The sequence below is a fragment of the Rheinheimera sp. ATLC3 genome, assembly GCF_059429535.1.
This window is the reverse complement of the sequence record NZ_CM182103.1, coordinates 4093620-4110968: the sequence shown is the minus strand read 5'-3', so window position 1 is coordinate 4110968 and position 17349 is coordinate 4093620. Positions and strand designations below refer to the sequence as shown.

Below are 17349 nucleotides of genomic sequence, written 5' to 3'. Positions count from 1 at the left end.
ATGAACAAGCCTCAACAATACTGCCCCTGTTGTCAGGATCAGACACTACAAACTGTTGAACTGCACGGCCAGCAGGTTGACCGCTGCGCCAGCTGCAATGGCTTATGGTTTGATGATGCTGAGCTTAGCCACGCCATCGTGCATGGTAGCGAACTGACAGATCCTTACTGCGTTAAGAACAATTTTGGTGAAAAGCTGGCGCAGCATCAGTATCACTGCCACCGTTGCAACAGTAAAATGCAGCAGTATCATTTGCTGAAAGACTATCAGGTTACCATAGATAACTGCGCCCGTTGTAACGGCATTTGGGTAGATGGCAATGAAGCCGAGCAAGTACTGGCCGCTCCAAAACTGCAAGCCGCGCTTACGATACTGAACCAGAAAGTGTGCACCAAAAGCTGGTTGTTTCAGTTTTTCACACAGATGCCAAAAGAGTACAACATCAAGCCGCATCGCACTCCGATTATTACCTGGAGTCTGCTGGCATTGAACATTTTGATTTTTATCCTGTATGGTTTTGATAATAATGCCACTGACTGGACTTTCCGCTATTTTGCGCTGGACTCTTTAACATTATTCGCAGAGCAGCAATGGTGGACTTTGCTAAGCTACCAGTTTCTGCATGGCGGTGTTTTGCACCTACTTGGTAACATGTATTTTCTCTGGATAATCGGCGACAATCTTGAAGATGCGCTTGGACCGTGGAAATTCCTGATCGTATATCTTTTTTGTGGTGTTATTGCCGCTTTAGCTGAATTGCTGGCTTGCTATCTGGTAGACCGTGACCTGCTAATGGTTGGTGCAAGTGGCGCAGTTGCAGGTCTTTTTGGTATGTATTTACTGTGGTTCCGCCACGCCAGCCTGACATTTATGTTTATCGTCTGGCAGAAAAAGCTCAATCCGGCATGGTATTTTGCCATCTGGGCGGCAATGAATATTATCGGTTTGTTATCTGAAGATCTCAGTGTTGCCTACTGGGCACATCTGGGTGGGTTGGTTGCAGGGCTGGCTGTCGGTCTGGCATTAAAGCAAAAAGTTATGGCGAAAAACCCCATGTTACAATTACTGCAACGGCCAGAAGCCAAAATACTACGCTGATCAACAGCAGGCCTGGCCTGTAACGGAGTAAATTATGACAACCTCATTATTATTAACACTGTTTCTCGCCATGCTGCTGCCTTTTCTGGCCAAAGCCCCACTGGCTTTTGCTATGCAAAAATCAGGCGGGTATGACAACCATAATCCAAGAGCGCAGCAAGCTGCGCTTAAAGGGTTTGGCCAACGCGCCAATGCGGCGCACTACAACAGCTTTGAAGCACTGCTAATTTACGCCTGTGCAGTTTTTGCAGCCCTGGCCACAGGCATTGTTGATCAAACCACAGTAACGCTGGGTTGGGTGTTTATTGCCAGCCGTATCGCTTATTTACTGTGTTATTGGTTCGACTACTCTACCCTGCGCTCTGCCGTATGGGGTGCGGGTATGATTGCAGCATTTACCATGATAGGCCGCGTGATACTGGGTAGTTAAATAACAAAAATAAGTTTATGTACGGCAACGTGTAACACTAGGGTATGGCAGGTATTGAGATATTTCACCTGCCGTAATATGCGTTGACAATTTTCAGGTCAGTTTTTCTAAGTTCAACAACATAAGTCTTTTTACCCATACTTCCTCTCTGACCTGAAGGGTAATCAGCAGGTTGGTAATAAACAATCCAGTTATTATCATCTTCCATAAGCATGATGTTGTAGCCTGACAAATCTACCTCCTGGTCTTTAACATGCTCACCAGCAAGCTTAATAACATCGAAATGCGACGCTTTAATGGATACTACTTCTACAGGCGCTTTAATCTCTGACATAGCCCATACTCAATGCCATCTACTTTCCTATTGTATGATGCAAATAGTTTAAGATTTACATTTACGGTTTGGAATGAGCTGAATTCCATTAGGCAAATTTTTCATTTACAGCAGCAATGAAAATATCATCTGGTTTATAACTGTATTTGAATACATTGTAAATTAATGAAGATTTACAGTAAAAAGTAGTTCCCTCTGATTTAAGAAGTAATTCAGCATCTGAAAGTAGTATTTCATCGCCATCCCAGTTAAAAATGCACTTTTGTCTATCTTCACCCACTTTCGATGTTGCAATATGTCGGCGAACATTCACCAGCGTGCCCGTACGATAGCTATTTATTAACGCTCCAATGAACTTATTTTTGAGCTCATTCTCCGAGATTGCAAACAACGAATTGGGGCTATATTCTGGAATGTATATCTCGTCTGAGCGATGCACGTAAATTCCGCCGCTGAATGAGCCAAACCCTACACTTTTGTCCATTTCCCATCAACCTCTTTAAAAAACTCACCATTAATTTCTTTATAGATTCCGTCAGTATGGAATATCAAATCCGCATTTTCATGAGACTCATCATACGTGCAGGCCGCCCATCTGCAGTTTCCCATATTGGGTTTTAATAATTGGTCAATATTGGTGGCTTTCTCAACCTGTACTGATGTTGGCTGTATGTTTAGTGCACCACAATTCGGGTACAAACAGTACATTGGGATTACATCACCTGCATTAAAGGTTTTTTTATACGCATCATCTAATTCTTCTCCATTTTCAATTGCCACTCCAAGATCATCTGTAATGGTTGCTCCATCTTTACTGAAGAATGTTATAGAAGTTCCGGCAGGCACAATCGCCGTTTTTGTTATGTCTACAGAACCATGTCCAGCGAAAACTACGCCTGCCTTGACACCGTTTTCTGCTTTATTCTCTTTACAACTTAACCCAAGCGGATCAACCCAGTTAATATGGTTCGGGGCGTATTGGTAGTGATTTATACCACCTAACAGCCCTATCGGGTCCTGGCTGATAAAGCGGCCTGTTTTCGGGTCATAATAACGAAAATGGTTATAGTGCAAACCACTTTCACTATCATAGTATTGCCCTTGAAAGCGGATCGGGTTGTCCACCGTATTAACGATAACAGTGGCTTTGCCAAATACACTGTAGTACGCCTGCCAGACGACATTATTGTCAGCGTCAGTCAGGCTAAGTGGTGTGCCAAGCTGATCTAGCTGGTAAAAATACAGCTGTCCACCTGCCAGCAGTGCCAACGGTTTGTTAGTATCTGGCTCATAAATATACCAGCGGTACTCGCCCTGGCGGTATTCGCCGACAAGGTTATTTGCCTCCCAAAGATAATCAGTACGGCCGCTGGCGGTAACCTTGGCGCTGCGCCTGCCATACGCATCATATTCATAACGCGTAACCTCTTCACCCTCAGCAGTGATGTTGCATAGCGCCGTTAACTGGTTAAAGCCATTGAACTCCCGCTGCTGACGTTTGCCCGGTGAGCTCACTGCTAGCTGATTACCACTGTCATCATATCGGTATTGACTGTCGTGAAACCTTAATAACCTGTCTTGTGCAACCTCAATCTCATCGCCAATGGGATTACCGAGACTGTCCCAGTGATGAGTCTCACATTGCCCTCTGTCAGCGCTATGTGTTTTACACACAAGCTGGTTCAGGCAATTGTATTGATATTCAGTATCACCTCGCTGGTTATCCGTAACCAAAAGCAGTTGATGCAGCTTGCTATAGCTGTAATGGCGGCTATGTTTCTGCTCACCAACCAGCCATTGCTGTTCTGTCAGCCGGCTAAAGCTATCGAATGCTTGTTTTAACTGCAGACCAGTTTGATACTCACGTGAAGTCTCGCGCCCTGCACTGTCAAAACTTCGCCACATAACGGGCTGTTGATTGATGGCCAGTTGCGCTAAACGACCCTGATCGTTGTAACGAAAATCCAACCTGGTGCCGTCAGGCAAAGTTGTGCCAACACGCCGTGCAGCATTGTCGTAAAGATGTAAAGTGCGCCAGTCATCCTGCCAATGCTCAGCTAAATGTCCGGCACTGTGGTAACTAAAACGCAGTTTACGGCTCGCGTTGCTGGCCCTGAGGGGGCGCCCCAGTTTGTCGTAGTGAAAATGATTACTGGCCAGTTGCTGGCCAAACAGTGCAGTCTGCTCGGTTATCCTGCCGCGGCTATCGCGTTTTAGCCTGATTTGACGCTGACTACCATCGGTTACAGAGCTGATGTTACCGCACAAATCATACTGGTACTGCTGTTGCCGGCCATCAAAACCTTGCAGCTTTACAGGCCTTTCCTGCGCATCATAAGCAAATTGATAACGTGCCCCATCACTGCGCATAATGGCTGTCAGATTACGCTCTTTATCATATTCGTAATCAAAACGGCTGCCATCTGCCTGTAACTGCGCTACAGGCTGGGTTAAGCCTTCATATTGCCACTGTGTGCACTCGCCCTGAGCGTTGGTTTTACTGATAAGCCTTCCGGCTGCGTCATATTCAAATTGTTCGGTGACGGCCTGTTCAGGCCAGTCTGCACTGTAGCGCTTAATCGCAATGATTTTACCGGCGCTATTACGCTGGTACTCGGTGATTAAACCAGCCGCATCCACTGTCCCATTGATACGACCAAGCTTGTCATAGCTATAACGTGTTGTCGCGTCGCCCAGTTGCTTCGCCAGTAGCTGGCCATCTTCGTCCCACAGATACTGCTCTATACGGCCATCAGCATGCTGTATTGTGTTTAATTGGCTATTCTGGTTGTAATAATAATGGCGACTAACACCGCCGGGATAGATCACTGCTTTAAGTAATCCGCCCGCGCTGTACTCACGCAGCCAGCGTTGGCCTTCTGCATCTATATAGCCCACACGTTGGCCAAGCTCATTATACTGAAAATGGCTTATGGCGCCGTCAGCCTGTTCAACCGTAATAAGCTGTCCAAGCTCATTGTAATAAAAGCGAGTTACAGCGCCATCCGGGGCGGTTTCCGCTATTTTCTTGCCTTGCTTGTTCCAGTTGTAAAGCCAGGCCGCCCCATCGGGAGCGACTTTTTTTATTAACTGGTTCAGCTCATTATGCTGGTATTGCCAGCTCTGGCCGCGGCTATCCGTGCTGACAGTCAGGCGCTGAGCATTGTCATAGCTAAACTGATAATCGTAGTGCCCGTCATCGCCCCAGTTTCGGACACAGCGTGCTGAAGGCCCTTCTCCCTGCCAGCTGAAATAATGGCAAAATCCGCTGGCCCGCTGCCGCTTCGCCAGTAAATGTCCCTGATAACTGTACCGCTCGGTCTGGCTGGCCTGATTAGTTGCCAATATCAGGTCAGCGTCTGCGTCATACTGGTATTGCGCCAATGTCACATCTAACGCTTTCATCCCGTTAGCTGTCAGCTCAACAGCCTCGACACGGCTCAGTAGGCCCTCATGGTTGTAATGCAGTTCAACAGCACGTTTGTTGCTGTAGTCTATCCGGCTTAACCGGTTAAAACGGTCGTAATATAACTGTAGGTAGTTACCCAGGCTGTCGTAGATCTGATGCAAAGCCCAGCGTGGGGTATGCTTATCGTCGACTCTGACCCGCACAAATACCCAGTGCGTGCTGTCAGGGCGCAGTAAAACCAGGCTGCCATTATCCTCGAGCCGCAATGCCAGAGATTCCGTTAACTGATAACTCGTCTGCCCTGGCTCTGGCATTGCAAACGTCAGGCGCCGGCCTTCTTCGTTGTGCAGCTCAAGCAACTGTTCATCGTTGTTATCTTTAAGCGCGATTATGTGTAAATGGAAATTGCTGCGCCAGCCAAACCCTAGCCCAAGGTTTTCATCACACTGGCTGGAGCGATACGTCCGTTTAAACTGCAACGGGAACAGCCCTGGCAACTCAAAATCAACCAGCGCTAATATTTCCTCTCCGGTACACATGGCCACGGGATCACCGCAAAAAGCAATGTTGCTGCTTTGAGGCACGGCCTCACCGCTTGCGTTTGTTGCGGGAGCACTGCCCACTACGGCTTCACCGGCTGCGCTATTGCTACCCTGGCTGCTTGTCGGGCTGGCTGCTCCACCTGGCTTATTCAGTTTGGGCTTTTTACTGGCTTTACCTGTCGCAGCTGGCGCTGCATCACTGACGCGTTCAGGTTCAGCCATTCGACAAACAAACAGCTTTCGCTTAATAATGGCTTTTGCCAGCGACTTATATAACTCGGTTTTGGCGTGCTGCACCTGCATATTGACGGCGGCACCGCCAAACCAGCCAGAAATATTAACTAACGCCGACCCAGTGACTGAATCCGGAAAATTATCCTGCAAAAACGCAGCCGCGTCTGTCGTTGAAGTAAACTGTATTGCATCGGCAACTGCATGGGCGCTAAACTGCAACATGCCGCCATAACGGCTTTTAAGCTGTAAACTGTGCATACCCATGTTGATGACACGTCCTTGTTGTTAGTTATCAATGTCCTTTACAGCAAATAACGCAACAGTGCGGTAATGCTGTAGAGATTGTTCGTACTGTAATGTCAGGCCCGGTAAACGCCCTTTTGCGCCAGCTCGCATCAGGTGCAGTAAGCGATATAGACCGCCGCTTGCGCCAAGCTCACCGCTCCAATATGCCGGCAGACAGAAAGTTGTATCGCCATCGACTGCTCCACGTAACCAGTGATACTGTTCAAGCCAGACAGCTCCTGCGCTCTCGTCACCACAATCTGGCATATACAGCTGCCCGAGCATTGTTGTGCGATCTAACGCTTTGCCAGCTGCCTGTCGCAACACATTAGCAGTAGCATCATTGTTACTGTGCCCGGTGGTTGCATCCACGGCGTTGAAGAGTAACTGCAGCCCAGCATCTCCATTTGCAGTGTCCAACGCTCTACTGCCAATACACAGCGCTACAGCCCCTTCAGACAAAACATAGCTGGCTGAGTATCGGCAATAACGTTCAAAGGCGGTTGCACTACACAGGCTGTCAACTGACAGCAGCCATATTTGCGCCTGACTCTGCTGCTGTAACAAGTTTTGCGCTGCGGCTAATGCCATAAGTGCACCCGCGCTGCCATGCGCAAACACCCGGCAATGGGCAGATTGCAACAGGCCCGGCAAGCTACGCATAATCTGTTGTATCAGGCTGTTAAGTGCAGAACCATCTGCAGTGCCAAGCTCAGGCAGAACCAGATAAACAACGCACGGCTCTGCCAACAGATCGGTATTTTGCTGTGCTTTGAGTTTTGCCACTAAATGCTGCAATAACTGGCACAGTCGGAGATTAAAATCTTCCGGTTCGCAGTAAGGTTGTATAAAAGCATGCCGTACCGTCACCCCATGCCAATCCATTTCAGCAGGCGCTAAAGCACTAAGCTCGAGTTGTTCAATACAGTCCGCATCTGGCATAGCGCCCAACGTAAACGCATACTGATGTAACATCAACGTCTGCTCAACAGTCATAACCTACCCTGTCAATCAGTCTGTCTGTGAATACCAAAGCGCTTCCGGGTTTAGTCAGGAAGCGATGGCATGCAACCACCTGACGTTGCAATGCATTACCCTGTCGCCAAACTACCTGCAATTGTGCGTCCTCAAAATTACAACCGGCCAGCCTGCGTTTGCTTTTTCCTGTCAGTACTGCGGCAACATCGGCTGCAGATACCAGCATATCAGCGTCCAATACCCCTAACATCAGCGTTAGTGCGTCCAGTGCAGCCTGTGAACTGTCCTTTTGCTGTGAAAGCTCCAGCAGCAACGGAACAAACTTGAGCTGGCCACTAAAAGCCATTGCGCGTATCGCCATTTCCGTTTGCCCGCCAACTGCAGACAGATAATTAATAATCCGCAGTTGCATTGCTTCAGGGGCATTAACCATCAACAGCATTAGTGAGACATCCGTTAAAACTGACGTCTGGGATAATCTGGCGACAAGCTCAGCTACATCGGTTTGCTGCCCTAGCATATAAGCCGACAGCTGAGCTATACCGCAGCGACTATCATCTGGATTAAACATCGATAGCCACTGCTGCACTAGCGGCAACTTGCTGCGATCGCCACTACAGCCAATATAGAAAATTGCCGCCGCACAAATGTTATCCCCCTGCAGCAATGGCAAGACCGCTTTGCTAACTGGCAGTTGCTGCCTCGCTGCAAAGTGCCAGACAGCAGAACAATCAACAGCCGAATTACTCAGCAATAGTTCCGTGAAATGCTGCAGCTCAGCGGTTTGCTGGCTAAACTTAATATCAAGCAATAGCTGTAACGCCTGTTCAGGCGTAGAAAAACTGCTTAATTCATCAATATGCGGCAATGCATCGGCCAGGGGTGGTTCTGTCAACCAATTCAGCCAGGACAACGTTGGCATAGGTGGAGTCACTTGCCGTTTTAACTCTGCCAGCACCTGCAGACAATCCAGTAAACGGTGGTCCTGCTGCTTTAGCTGGTCAACCCGGGTATAACGATCATTCATTAGCGTTAAACGCTGACAAAACAGCATTTCTGCCTGCTCTATCGCAGTATCTTGCAACAACATTCTGTTTAGCCGCCAATTACAACCGTAGGCATTCCTACTACAATTTTTCCGCCATGTTCAGTGTCATCGCCCATGCGCGCCGCATTTTTGCCATTAATAAACACAGTAGACGAGCCCCCGCTTATGGTGTCAGGTGGCCCAATACATACCAGTTTATCGCCCTTGCGTGCTGCAGGAATGCCACAAATACTGACGTTAGGCGAGCCCTGAACAATTGGCCCCCCAACGTGAGGTTTAGGGCCTGGGTCAACCTTAGGGCAAACATGCATACATCCAATAACCGCCGCCGGTTTTGCCATTTACTTAGTCCTGTCTGCTGTGTCAGTTAATTGATACTGACCTTGCTGCCTTTAATGGTGATATTCGCGCCTTTAATATCAATAGAACCGTCGCTCTTCATCGAAATAGACGCTGCGCCGGTTTTAATCGTGATGGCATCCCCAGCGTCAATCAGCAACTTTTTGCCAACTTTAAGCGTATCGCTACCATCAATGGTATTTTTCCGGTCTTTATTCACGGTTTCAGTGTCATTACCTTTTACAGTAGTAACGCGGTCATTAGCGACTAAGTCGGTCTGATTGTTCTCCACCTGTAATTCAAAGTCTTTTTCAGCATGCAGATACAGCAGCTCTTCACCCTTTTTGTCTTCAAACCTCAGTTCGTTAAAATTGCCGGCGCCCCCGTCTTTAGTAGATCTGCTTTTAATACCACTTTGTGTCTTATCATCAGGCAGCGTGTAAGGCGGCATATGATCAGAGTTATATACAGCACCAATGATTATTGGCTGATCCGGGTCGCCGTTTAAGAATTCGACCAACACTTCTTGATCGCGCCGCGGAAAGAAAAAAGCGCCCCAGTTTTTGCCCGCCCAGTTCTGGCTAACCCGAATAGGGCAAGAGCTTTCATTATCTTTTATATCTGAGCGATCCCAATGAAACTTAACGGTAACCCGCCCCAGTTCATCAACTGAGATTTCTTCACTGCCTTTACATGTAACAGTGGCGCTTTGTACACCCGTGATCACTGGCTTTGCAATGGTCAGCTGAGGACGGTAAGCTACCTCTTTAGGTACACAGTAAAAGCTGTTACTAATTTCCTGTTTAGTGGTTTTGTTCGCACCGGTCTGGCTGGCTATTGCTGCCGTTAGGACTACTTCAGTAAGGACGTACTGTTTACCGGCTTCTGCCTTATCTTCATGCTCGGTCAGAGTAAAGGTTTTTCCGGTGCTAAAACTGCGGCAATTGCTTGCGCCTTTGCGTCTTTCGATATCCCGTTGCAGTGCTTCTAATCTGATATCCGCAATAGCTTTGGCGCGCGGATGAAACTCAGATTCAGCGTCATAACTAAATACTTCGTAGTTGGCATGCCCACTCACCAAACTGCCTTTGTTCGCTTCGCCAGTTGGCAAAGCGGTAGGTTTTTTTACATCGAATCCACGCTGAACAAATTTCCCCGGAGCCATCACCAACGCTTTTTGCCAGTGGTGAATATGAGACTCAGACAAACTGCCGGCAAAGAACTTTACCTTAGCTTCAATACCCGGCTCATAAGCGGTTGCCTTATCTGCCAGAATTAACTTATGGCTGCTTTGTGTATGTTCAAAGTAATAGAAAATACCTTCTTGCTGTAGTAAGCGCTGAATAAAATCCAAATCACTTTCTTCATACTGCACTTTAAAATCGTAGTCAGGGTAACTGCCCTGGATCTTAGCTGAAACATCAACCTTAACGCTGTGCTCACCGGCTATCTGCTCTACAATTTTTAATACGTTTTTGGCGCGGAAAATGCGGCTGTTTACCCTATGTTGCATGTACCAGGCACTGGCAACCAGATGCAGACTATAATCGCGGTAGTCAGCGCCAGCAGCTTCTTTACTCACTCTGGCGCCCAGCGCAGCTACATCTGCTACAACAGCATGGATATAGCGTTTTTTGTTACCTCCCAGTAACAACGTAATGGTGACTTCCTTACCGATCAGCTCATCAGGTTTGATTTCGCGACCATTGCCATACACTTCAGCTTTAACACTAAATAACTGAGACAATGCCTCTTTGAATACAAACCGGGTTAAAATCAACGCATCTTTGCCAAGCGGCGTATCAATTCTGATGCTGTTTTCGTCCTGGGTTGCCTGTTGCATCCATTCGCCTCAACTGGTTACTAATATAAGATGATCGGTAAAAAAGCAGATAGGATGCTGGTGTGGCAGACCACACCAGCGGGTTCAGCTTACAGCTTAGAACCTTTAACGCCGCTGTAACCGTATACCAACGGTGCAGTAACGTTGTTTTTGTCGTCTGTAGGTGTAACAGTCATCATCAGCTCGGTATAGCTGATAACGATAGTTTCAACCGGACGGTCGCCAGATACTGACATCTGGTAGCTACTGATCATGGCGTCAGTCAGCTCGATCTTCATGATCTCTTCCACTTTATCGCCTTGTTTGGTGATGTGGAAAACCGCTTTTTGTCCCTTACCGATTGTCGCCTCTTTGAACAGATCCGGAGACGCTTTATCCTGCAGCTTAGTAATCACAATGTCATTTAAGCGGGTGGCGCTGGCTTCACGGTCCATTGCGGTACCAGTGAAAGAGCTCAGTTCACGCTGAGTGCCCCAGTCCATAGATAATACAGTAATCATATCCTTGAACTCTTCAGCGGTCGTTTCACCTTTGATCGCGCCATATTGCAGGTAGGTATTTGCTTGCATGCTATGCTCCTTTTGCATATTTAAACAGGTGCCCGATATCGGACATCAAGGTTAGCCCGGATAACTCATTAACCCGGAAACGTTAAAAACCACCAGCTGCTTTATCTAATAAACACATTAAAATTAATCATGCATTATCAATAAAATTACATAACTGATCAGCAGTTTTTAAACTTCACAAATTATATCTTCAAAATCAATATTAACAACATAAAATTAACCATTAATTCAGCTATTTTTTAACTTTCATAGTATCAGGCAGATACTGCCTGACACTTCTAACCAAATAGTCAACTCACGCTGTATTCAAATTTGCCATCCACTACCTGCAGCAGAATATGATTAACCGGCTGTTGCTGAGCGACCCGCTGTAAAATGCGTACAGAGAGTTCAGGCAATAACTGATTCTGCAGAATATTATGAATAGTGCGGGCGCCAGAGCCGGCGTCCTGACACTGACTGACAATCAGATCAGTTACTTCACTGCCGTAACTGAAATCGGCTTTGTAATGCTGACGTAAACGTTTATCAATGCGGGTTATTTGCAAATTTGTAATCATCGCAAGCTTGTCATTATCAAGTGGCAGGTATGGAATAACGTTTAATCTGCCGAGAAATGCCGGCTTAAATACCGTTAACAAATCGTTTTTAAGCGCTTTGGCCAGTCCTTCCACAGAGGGAGCAGTATCAGGATCTTCAAATAAACGCATCGTCGTATCAGTGCCGACGTTAGACGTCATGATGATAACGGTGTTTTTAAAATCAATATCACGGCCTTCACCGTCTTTTATCGTGCCCTTATCAAACACCTGATAAAAAATATCCTGTACGCCAGGGTGAGCTTTCTCCATTTCATCCAGCAGAATCACGCTATAGGGTTTACGCCGCACTGCTTCTGTCAGCACACCGCCTTCGCCATAACCAACGTATCCAGGTGGAGAGCCAAGCAGCAGAGAGACTTTATGCTCCTCTTTGAATTCTGACATGTTAATTACAGTTAATTGCTCTTCACTGCCATAAACCTGCTCAGCCAATGCCAACGCGGTTTCCGTTTTTCCTACCCCGCTGGGCCCGGTTAACAGAAAAATACCATTGGGTTTATTTTCATCAGCAAGCTGCGCTCTTGAGGTCTGCACAGTGCGTGCTATCAGCTCTAAAGCATGATCCTGTCCTACAACACGCTGTTGCAAGAACGTATTAAGCGCCAACATGGTATTAATTTCATCAGCCTGCATCTTACCCAGCGGAATACCGGTCCAGTCTGACACCACTTCAGCTACCAGCTCTTCAGTTACCTGCCAGTGCACCATCGGCTCGGCAATGGCTGCAAACTCGTCTTTAATCTGTTTTAAACGTTGTAGTAACGGCGAATCGTCTTCCTGAGGCTCGGCGGTAAGTTGCAGCGCCAATTGGCGGGCCTCAGCGACCAGAGCTTTTTGCTGCTGCCAGTGTTGCTGCAATTGCGCCAGCTCTGCAGCAATCTGCTCTGCTTTTTGCTCTAGTGCGGCTAATGTTTCAATATGATTAACGCCAAGACACTGTTCCCGCTTAAGAACCTCAATTTCCTGCTGAAACTGGGTCACCAGCCGCTGATGGTCTTCCACTACACCGGGAATCGCATCCTGGCTCATCGCCACCCTTGCGCAGGCAGTGTCAAGCAAGCCCACCGCTTTATCGGGTAACTGCCTGCCGTTAATATAGCGGTGAGACAGCTTAACAGCCGCCTGCAGCGCCTGGTCAGTAATAGATACCTGATGGTGTTGTTCCATCACGGGCAACAGCCCGCGCATCATCACAACGGCAAGCTCAGGTGTAGGTTCTTCTACTTTGACTACCTGAAAACGACGGGCCAGCGCCGCGTCTTTTTCGAAATACTTTTTATATTCCGCCCAGGTCGTTGCCGCAATAGTGCGAAGCTCGCCACGGGCAAGTGCGGGTTTAAGTAAATTAGCAGCATCGTTCTGGCCAGCCTGGCCACCGCTACCAATCATGGTATGCGCTTCATCAATAAACAGAATTACCGGCGATGGCGAGCGATTGACTTCATTGATGACATTTTTCAGCCGGTTTTCAAACTCGCCTTTCATGCCTGCACCCGCTTGCAGCAGGGCAAGGTCTAACACCCGCAGGCTGATATTTTTTAATTTGTCCGGCACGTCGCCTGAGGCAATTTTTAATGCCAGTCCTTCGACAACCGCGGTTTTACCAACGCCTGCTTCACCGGTCAGTATCGGGTTGTTTTGCCGCCGGCGAGTTAAAATGTCGATCATCTGGCGGATTTCATAGTCGCGCCCGACAATAGGATCAATTTTGCCGGCACGGGCCTGTGCCGTCAGATCAGTGGTGAACTGATCAAGTGCCGGTGTCTTACCGCCACTGACCGAGTTATTGATCACTTGCTGGCCTTGCTGCTCTGAGCTCTGCTTTGCCAGCTCTGGCCACAGCCGCAGTAGTTCAGCTGCATCCAGTTTATCAAGCGCAGGCACTCTGCGGCTTAACAGCGCAGCAAGACTGTCGTCTTTGAGCAATGTATATAAAATGTGTGCAGAACGGATCTGCTGATCCGCAAATTCGATAGTAGTACTTAACCAACTGGTACGCAGCAAGTTAATCAGCTGTACTGAAATGGTCGGCAACGCATTGTTACCGGTTTTCATCTGCTCCAGGGCTTGCTGCAACTGCTGCTTAACAGTATCAGGGTTAATATCAAAGCTGCGTAACAGCATCGGAATATCACCATCACCCTTATCTAACATGGCATCTAACCAATGCTCAATTTCAACACTATAGTGGCTGCGGGACTGGCATCGTGCCGTTGCAGCTTCCAGCGACTGGCGACTAGCCGGGTTTAGTTTCTCAACCAGACTTTTTAATGTGGTAGTAGACATATTTGCTTCCTGTGCATTAACTAAGCCCGGGCCAGCTGATAGCTAAGCCGGGTACCTTGATGTTCTATTGCTTTTCTGACTGCCAGACTGCCGCTCTGGCCAAGACAGGATTTACCCAGTTTTGCCTGCGGGAAATCACAGTGTCTGCCCAGCAAAGTGATACGCACTCTAAGTGCTGAAGGCAGAAAATCTGCCAGTACATGGCTGATTAAATGGTGCTGATAACTTCCGGGCAGTAAGGGCTCTGCCCGTCCCACAGGTACCTTAATAAGCAGTTCAATGGCGCCGCTGACATCCCACACTTTACTGCCCAGCATCGCAGAGCGTCCAAGTGTCGCATGCTGGCCCTGAGGTAGAAATTTCATCGCCAGTCTGCTTTGTTCAGTTGCATCTAACGTCAGCCAGCGCCCCTGCAACGGATTGAGCTCGACAGTGGTGCCAAGTAGCTCAGTGAGAATTTGCTTCAGCTGCTGGGCACTTCGGTTGTGCTGAGCAAAAGCCCCGGCGTAATACAGACCCAGTGTACTCTGTGCACCCGACAGGTTTTTCAGTACCGCACTGAAGCTGTCATGCTCTGAGCCAGCCATTTCATACTGACAGGCAAAGCGATATTTTTCCCATGCCCGGTAATACAGAGAAATAAGCCGGTGATTAAAGACATCGAAGAAATCACGCATGGTCTTATCGCGCTGTTTCAAACGCTGCAACACCATTTCGGTATAATGCTGTGGCATCACCCCACTTGGGCCGGTAAGCCCCATAAAACTGACTTGCATGTCTACCGCTTCGCAGCCATCTTCGCTCTGTTGCACTTCGCGGCTCTGCACTTTTGTTACCGGCTGCCCGGGAAATCCTAAATGCTGCACGCTTTTAAAGCGAACCAGCTCGCGTTGGGGGAATCCGTCCCGGCCAACGCCCTGCCAGCGTTTCTGCTGATGACTAAGCTGACGCTCCAGTGTGTACACCGCCTGATAGAAGTCAAAGCCCGATGGATCCTGTTTCAGTTCTTGTACCGTCATAACAGTACCTTATTACCACAACGTGCCGGCCAGCGATGATAAAGCTGCTCATGCTCTTTTAGCTTCACGCTAAGGCGGGTGTAGCTGTTTACTGTGGCGTACTGAGAAAAAAATACATCAAGGATGTTGGCAAAAAAGTATATGCCACTGCCGGCATACGACGATTGCGTGAACTCCAGCAGGATCTCACTGCCACTGCAGACTGCCACTTTGCCTTGCTGCACCACCCTGGCACTGCCCGATGTAATACGCAGAGCACAGATGCCATCGATGATGGCCTTGGACTCCGGCGTGCAGCGAAAATCGTATAACTGAAGTGTCTCCTTGAGCCGGTGCAGTGCATCATCGCCGGTAAAGTGGTTAAGTGTCAGATGATTTACCAACTGCCAGCGGCTGGCTTCCTGCAGCGCTGGTCTGACACTGGCTGTTGGCGCCGTCAGGCAACGCACATCTTTAATCACATCAGCATGTTTACGGATCAGAAACCGTGGCTCTCCCCCACCAAAAGGTAAGTAGGCCGGTAAGTTCCGGTTGCTGCATAGGGCCTGCACCTGAACCACCCAATCTTTAGCACTCTCGGAGGCATTAATGCCCTGAAACTTGCGGTCAATCACCGACAAATACATTTCGGTGCCGGCTTCAGAATAACCGCCGGCCCAATCAGCGAACTCACGCCTGCTGTGCCAGAACAGGTCCTGCTGCTGCAAATAGTCCGGATGCCCCTGGCTATAATAAGGATTTAGCGTCACTTCATTACCAAAGGGGTCAAACGCCTGCACCTGCTCTATTCTTACCACTTCGCATACATCTGCATCCGCATACCGGGGTACCAGACGGTATTCGTACTGCGAACTGTCAAGATTGACAGGTTCCAGTTTCTGGCTGAATAAATTGATCACCGGCGTACAACCAAGCAACATACTATCTGCCGTAATATGGCGCTCCAGCTCTTCTGCACCATCTGCAAGATAGAAATACAATTCCAGCTCGTTGGCGATACCCGGCCAGTCAGGATTCAAACCATCCAGCTCAACGAACAGAAACTTCTCAGGACATAAAAACTGCTCTATCAGCAAGCGATACCCGGCAAAACTACGCTGGCTGTAAGGCACCACCTGATGCTCATCGGAAAAACCAACCGCCTTAAGTTGCTGAGCAGAGATAAACACCATAGCGTCAGGCTGCCCCACCGGCGCCATACCGACAACCAACAACTTACTTAACAATAACTCGTACAGGCGGTAAACATGGTGACGTTGTCCGTTCAGATAAAAGCGCAGCGATGTTATCTCCAGCTCATGCAACGCTGTTTTTTCGAACTCGCACGACAAACTTAACTTAAGCAGAGCCTTAGCACTTTGTTGCACCGGTGGTTTAGGTGCATGAAACGGCGCATTTTTAAATTCAGCCGCATTAACTTCAAGCGGCCAGACATCAGTATCATAACAAGCCTGAAAGGTGCAGGGTTTCAGCCCGTCAGTACGGGTTTCGAACTCTGTGCCGCGCTTTACTACTATGCCAGAATTTGACAGATTCTGGCTGCTCAGTTTCAGGATAGACGTTGAAGGAATGGGCGCCTGATAGTCCGGGTATAGCTGGCCGAGCAAAGCGTCGGTCAGCTCCGGAAAACTATCGTCCAGTTTTTGCCGGATCTGCGCTGTGAGCAGAGCAAAACCCTCTATTAGCCTTGAAACGTGCGGATCTTCAACATTTTCTTCACTAAGGCGCAAGCGGCCGGCAATTTTAGGATACTGCTCAGCAAACTCAGCCCCCATCCGGCGTACGTAAGTCAGCTCCCGGTTATAATACTTCAGTAAATCATCATTCATGACAGATAATCCCTGATGGTGAGGCCCAGGTGTACCGGCTCTACTTCTGAATCAAACATGATGTGCTCTGGTTCAGGGTCGGCGTACAACAGTGCCTGGATCCTTAGCCTCAGCACCCTTTCCATGCCGTGTTCCTGCTCTGGCACGGTTACCTCAACATCGACAAACCTTGGTTCAAACCTGCGGATAGTCTGTTCAACGGCCCGGCATAGTTGCAAGCGCCCTTCATCTGAATCGACCACCATGACTGAGAAATCGGGCAGCCCGTAGTTCAGCAAGCTCTGCGGCAATTCGCTATAGCTCTGCGGCCATGTATGCCATTGCACACGGCTGTTGAGTAAGTTTTCCAGATCACGGCGTACGCTTTGTCGCAGTGCTTTGAGGTCAAAGCCTCTGCGACTTCGTCCGGTGTCTTTCTGGCCCGGAGTATCATCGATCAGCTTGTCCAGCAGCGATTGCTGCAACGGCTGCTTATAATGCAGTTTCACTGCTAAAGCTCCCTGA

At 48.3% G+C, this 17349-nt stretch carries 14 protein-coding genes; 2 read left to right on the top strand and 12 right to left on the bottom strand.

All coding sequences use genetic code 11. From position 1 onward, the window contains the following. Both AC5SV9_RS19165 and AC5SV9_RS19160 read left to right on the top strand, forming a co-directional pair. Nucleotides 1-1098 (top strand): rhomboid family intramembrane serine protease, encoded by a 1098-nt coding sequence (locus tag AC5SV9_RS19165; RefSeq protein WP_475150677.1) that lies wholly within the window; start codon nucleotides 1-3, stop codon nucleotides 1096-1098. A gap of 34 nt (nucleotides 1099-1132) precedes the next feature. Continuing rightward, nucleotides 1133-1528, top strand: a complete 396-nt coding sequence (locus AC5SV9_RS19160) for an MAPEG family protein (RefSeq protein ID WP_475150679.1) — start codon at nucleotides 1133-1135, stop codon at nucleotides 1526-1528. Nucleotides 1529-1592: 64 nt separating this feature from the next. On the opposite strand, the gene AC5SV9_RS19155 is transcribed toward AC5SV9_RS19160, so the two are convergent. The 12 genes from AC5SV9_RS19155 to tssE all read right to left on the bottom strand — a co-directional run bounded on the left by AC5SV9_RS19155 (nucleotide 1593) and on the right by tssE (nucleotide 17333). Continuing rightward, the gene (locus AC5SV9_RS19155) at nucleotides 1593-1862 is read right to left on the bottom strand and encodes a hypothetical protein (RefSeq protein WP_475150681.1); all 270 of its coding nucleotides are present in this window, start codon (nucleotides 1860-1862) and stop codon (nucleotides 1593-1595) included. Between the two features lie 88 nt (nucleotides 1863-1950). Next, nucleotides 1951-2346: a hypothetical protein gene (locus tag AC5SV9_RS19150; protein ID WP_475150683.1), complete on the bottom strand. Its 396-nt coding sequence runs from the start codon at nucleotides 2344-2346 to the stop codon at nucleotides 1951-1953. After that, complete coding sequence (locus tag AC5SV9_RS19145) at nucleotides 2331-6311, bottom strand: RHS repeat-associated core domain-containing protein (RefSeq protein WP_475150685.1); 3981 nt, start codon at nucleotides 6309-6311, stop codon at nucleotides 2331-2333. Before AC5SV9_RS19145 ends, AC5SV9_RS19150 begins: the two co-directional genes overlap by 16 nt. 21 nt (nucleotides 6312-6332) lie before the next feature. Further along, nucleotides 6333-7328 carry a hypothetical protein gene (locus tag AC5SV9_RS19140; RefSeq protein ID WP_475150686.1) on the bottom strand — a complete coding sequence of 332 codons (996 nt, stop codon included), beginning with the start codon at nucleotides 7326-7328 and terminating at the stop codon, nucleotides 6333-6335. Continuing rightward, nucleotides 7318-8400 carry a hypothetical protein gene (locus AC5SV9_RS19135; RefSeq protein ID WP_475150689.1) on the bottom strand — a complete coding sequence of 361 codons (1083 nt, stop codon included), beginning with the start codon at nucleotides 8398-8400 and terminating at the stop codon, nucleotides 7318-7320. The genes AC5SV9_RS19140 and AC5SV9_RS19135 overlap by 11 nt, the downstream gene beginning before the upstream one ends. Before the next feature lie 5 nt (nucleotides 8401-8405). Beyond that, a complete protein-coding gene (locus AC5SV9_RS19130; RefSeq protein WP_475150690.1) occupies nucleotides 8406-8699 on the bottom strand; it encodes a PAAR domain-containing protein in 294 nt (97 codons plus the stop codon). A 26-nt stretch (nucleotides 8700-8725) separates the two neighbouring features. Next, nucleotides 8726-10540 carry a type VI secretion system tip protein TssI/VgrG gene (gene tssI, locus AC5SV9_RS19125; RefSeq protein ID WP_475150692.1) on the bottom strand — a complete coding sequence of 605 codons (1815 nt, stop codon included), beginning with the start codon at nucleotides 10538-10540 and terminating at the stop codon, nucleotides 8726-8728. Nucleotides 10541-10629: 89 nt separating this feature from the next. Further along, entirely contained in the window at nucleotides 10630-11109 is a 480-nt protein-coding gene (locus AC5SV9_RS19120) for an Hcp family type VI secretion system effector (RefSeq protein WP_134055083.1), read from the bottom strand. Between the two features lie 290 nt (nucleotides 11110-11399). Then, nucleotides 11400-13997 (bottom strand): type VI secretion system ATPase TssH, encoded by a 2598-nt coding sequence (tssH, locus tag AC5SV9_RS19115; protein WP_475150694.1) that lies wholly within the window; start codon nucleotides 13995-13997, stop codon nucleotides 11400-11402. 20 nt (nucleotides 13998-14017) lie between these two features. Beyond that, nucleotides 14018-15016, bottom strand: coding sequence for a type VI secretion system baseplate subunit TssG (gene tssG / locus AC5SV9_RS19110; protein WP_475150696.1), 999 nt, complete (start codon nucleotides 15014-15016; stop codon nucleotides 14018-14020). After that, nucleotides 15013-16845, bottom strand: coding sequence for a type VI secretion system baseplate subunit TssF (gene tssF / locus AC5SV9_RS19105; protein ID WP_475150697.1), 1833 nt, complete (start codon nucleotides 16843-16845; stop codon nucleotides 15013-15015). Before tssF ends, tssG begins: the two co-directional genes overlap by 4 nt. Next, a complete protein-coding gene (gene tssE / locus AC5SV9_RS19100) occupies nucleotides 16842-17333 on the bottom strand; it encodes a type VI secretion system baseplate subunit TssE (RefSeq protein ID WP_475150699.1) in 492 nt (163 codons plus the stop codon). Before tssE ends, tssF begins: the two co-directional genes overlap by 4 nt. Nucleotides 17334-17349 lie beyond the last annotated feature (16 nt).

Coding starts and splice junctions, on each gene's coding strand:
- AC5SV9_RS19160 (WP_475150679.1), top strand. CDS start 1,133: ATGACAACCTCATTATTATTAACACTGTTTCTCGCCATGCTGCTGCCT.
- AC5SV9_RS19130 (WP_475150690.1), bottom strand. CDS start 8,699: ATGGCAAAACCGGCGGCGGTTATTGGATGTATGCATGTTTGCCCTAAG.
- AC5SV9_RS19150 (WP_475150683.1), bottom strand. CDS start 2,346: ATGGACAAAAGTGTAGGGTTTGGCTCATTCAGCGGCGGAATTTACGTG.
- AC5SV9_RS19165 (WP_475150677.1), top strand. CDS start 1: ATGAACAAGCCTCAACAATACTGCCCCTGTTGTCAGGATCAGACACTA.
- AC5SV9_RS19120 (WP_134055083.1), bottom strand. CDS start 11,109: ATGCAAGCAAATACCTACCTGCAATATGGCGCGATCAAAGGTGAAACG.
- tssF (WP_475150697.1), bottom strand. CDS start 16,845: ATGAATGATGATTTACTGAAGTATTATAACCGGGAGCTGACTTACGTA.
- AC5SV9_RS19145 (WP_475150685.1), bottom strand. CDS start 6,311: ATGGGTATGCACAGTTTACAGCTTAAAAGCCGTTATGGCGGCATGTTG.
- AC5SV9_RS19140 (WP_475150686.1), bottom strand. CDS start 7,328: ATGACTGTTGAGCAGACGTTGATGTTACATCAGTATGCGTTTACGTTG.
- tssI (WP_475150692.1), bottom strand. CDS start 10,540: ATGCAACAGGCAACCCAGGACGAAAACAGCATCAGAATTGATACGCCG.
- tssG (WP_475150696.1), bottom strand. CDS start 15,016: ATGACGGTACAAGAACTGAAACAGGATCCATCGGGCTTTGACTTCTAT.
- AC5SV9_RS19155 (WP_475150681.1), bottom strand. CDS start 1,862: ATGTCAGAGATTAAAGCGCCTGTAGAAGTAGTATCCATTAAAGCGTCG.
- tssH (WP_475150694.1), bottom strand. CDS start 13,997: ATGTCTACTACCACATTAAAAAGTCTGGTTGAGAAACTAAACCCGGCT.
- AC5SV9_RS19135 (WP_475150689.1), bottom strand. CDS start 8,400: ATGTTGTTGCAAGATACTGCGATAGAGCAGGCAGAAATGCTGTTTTGT.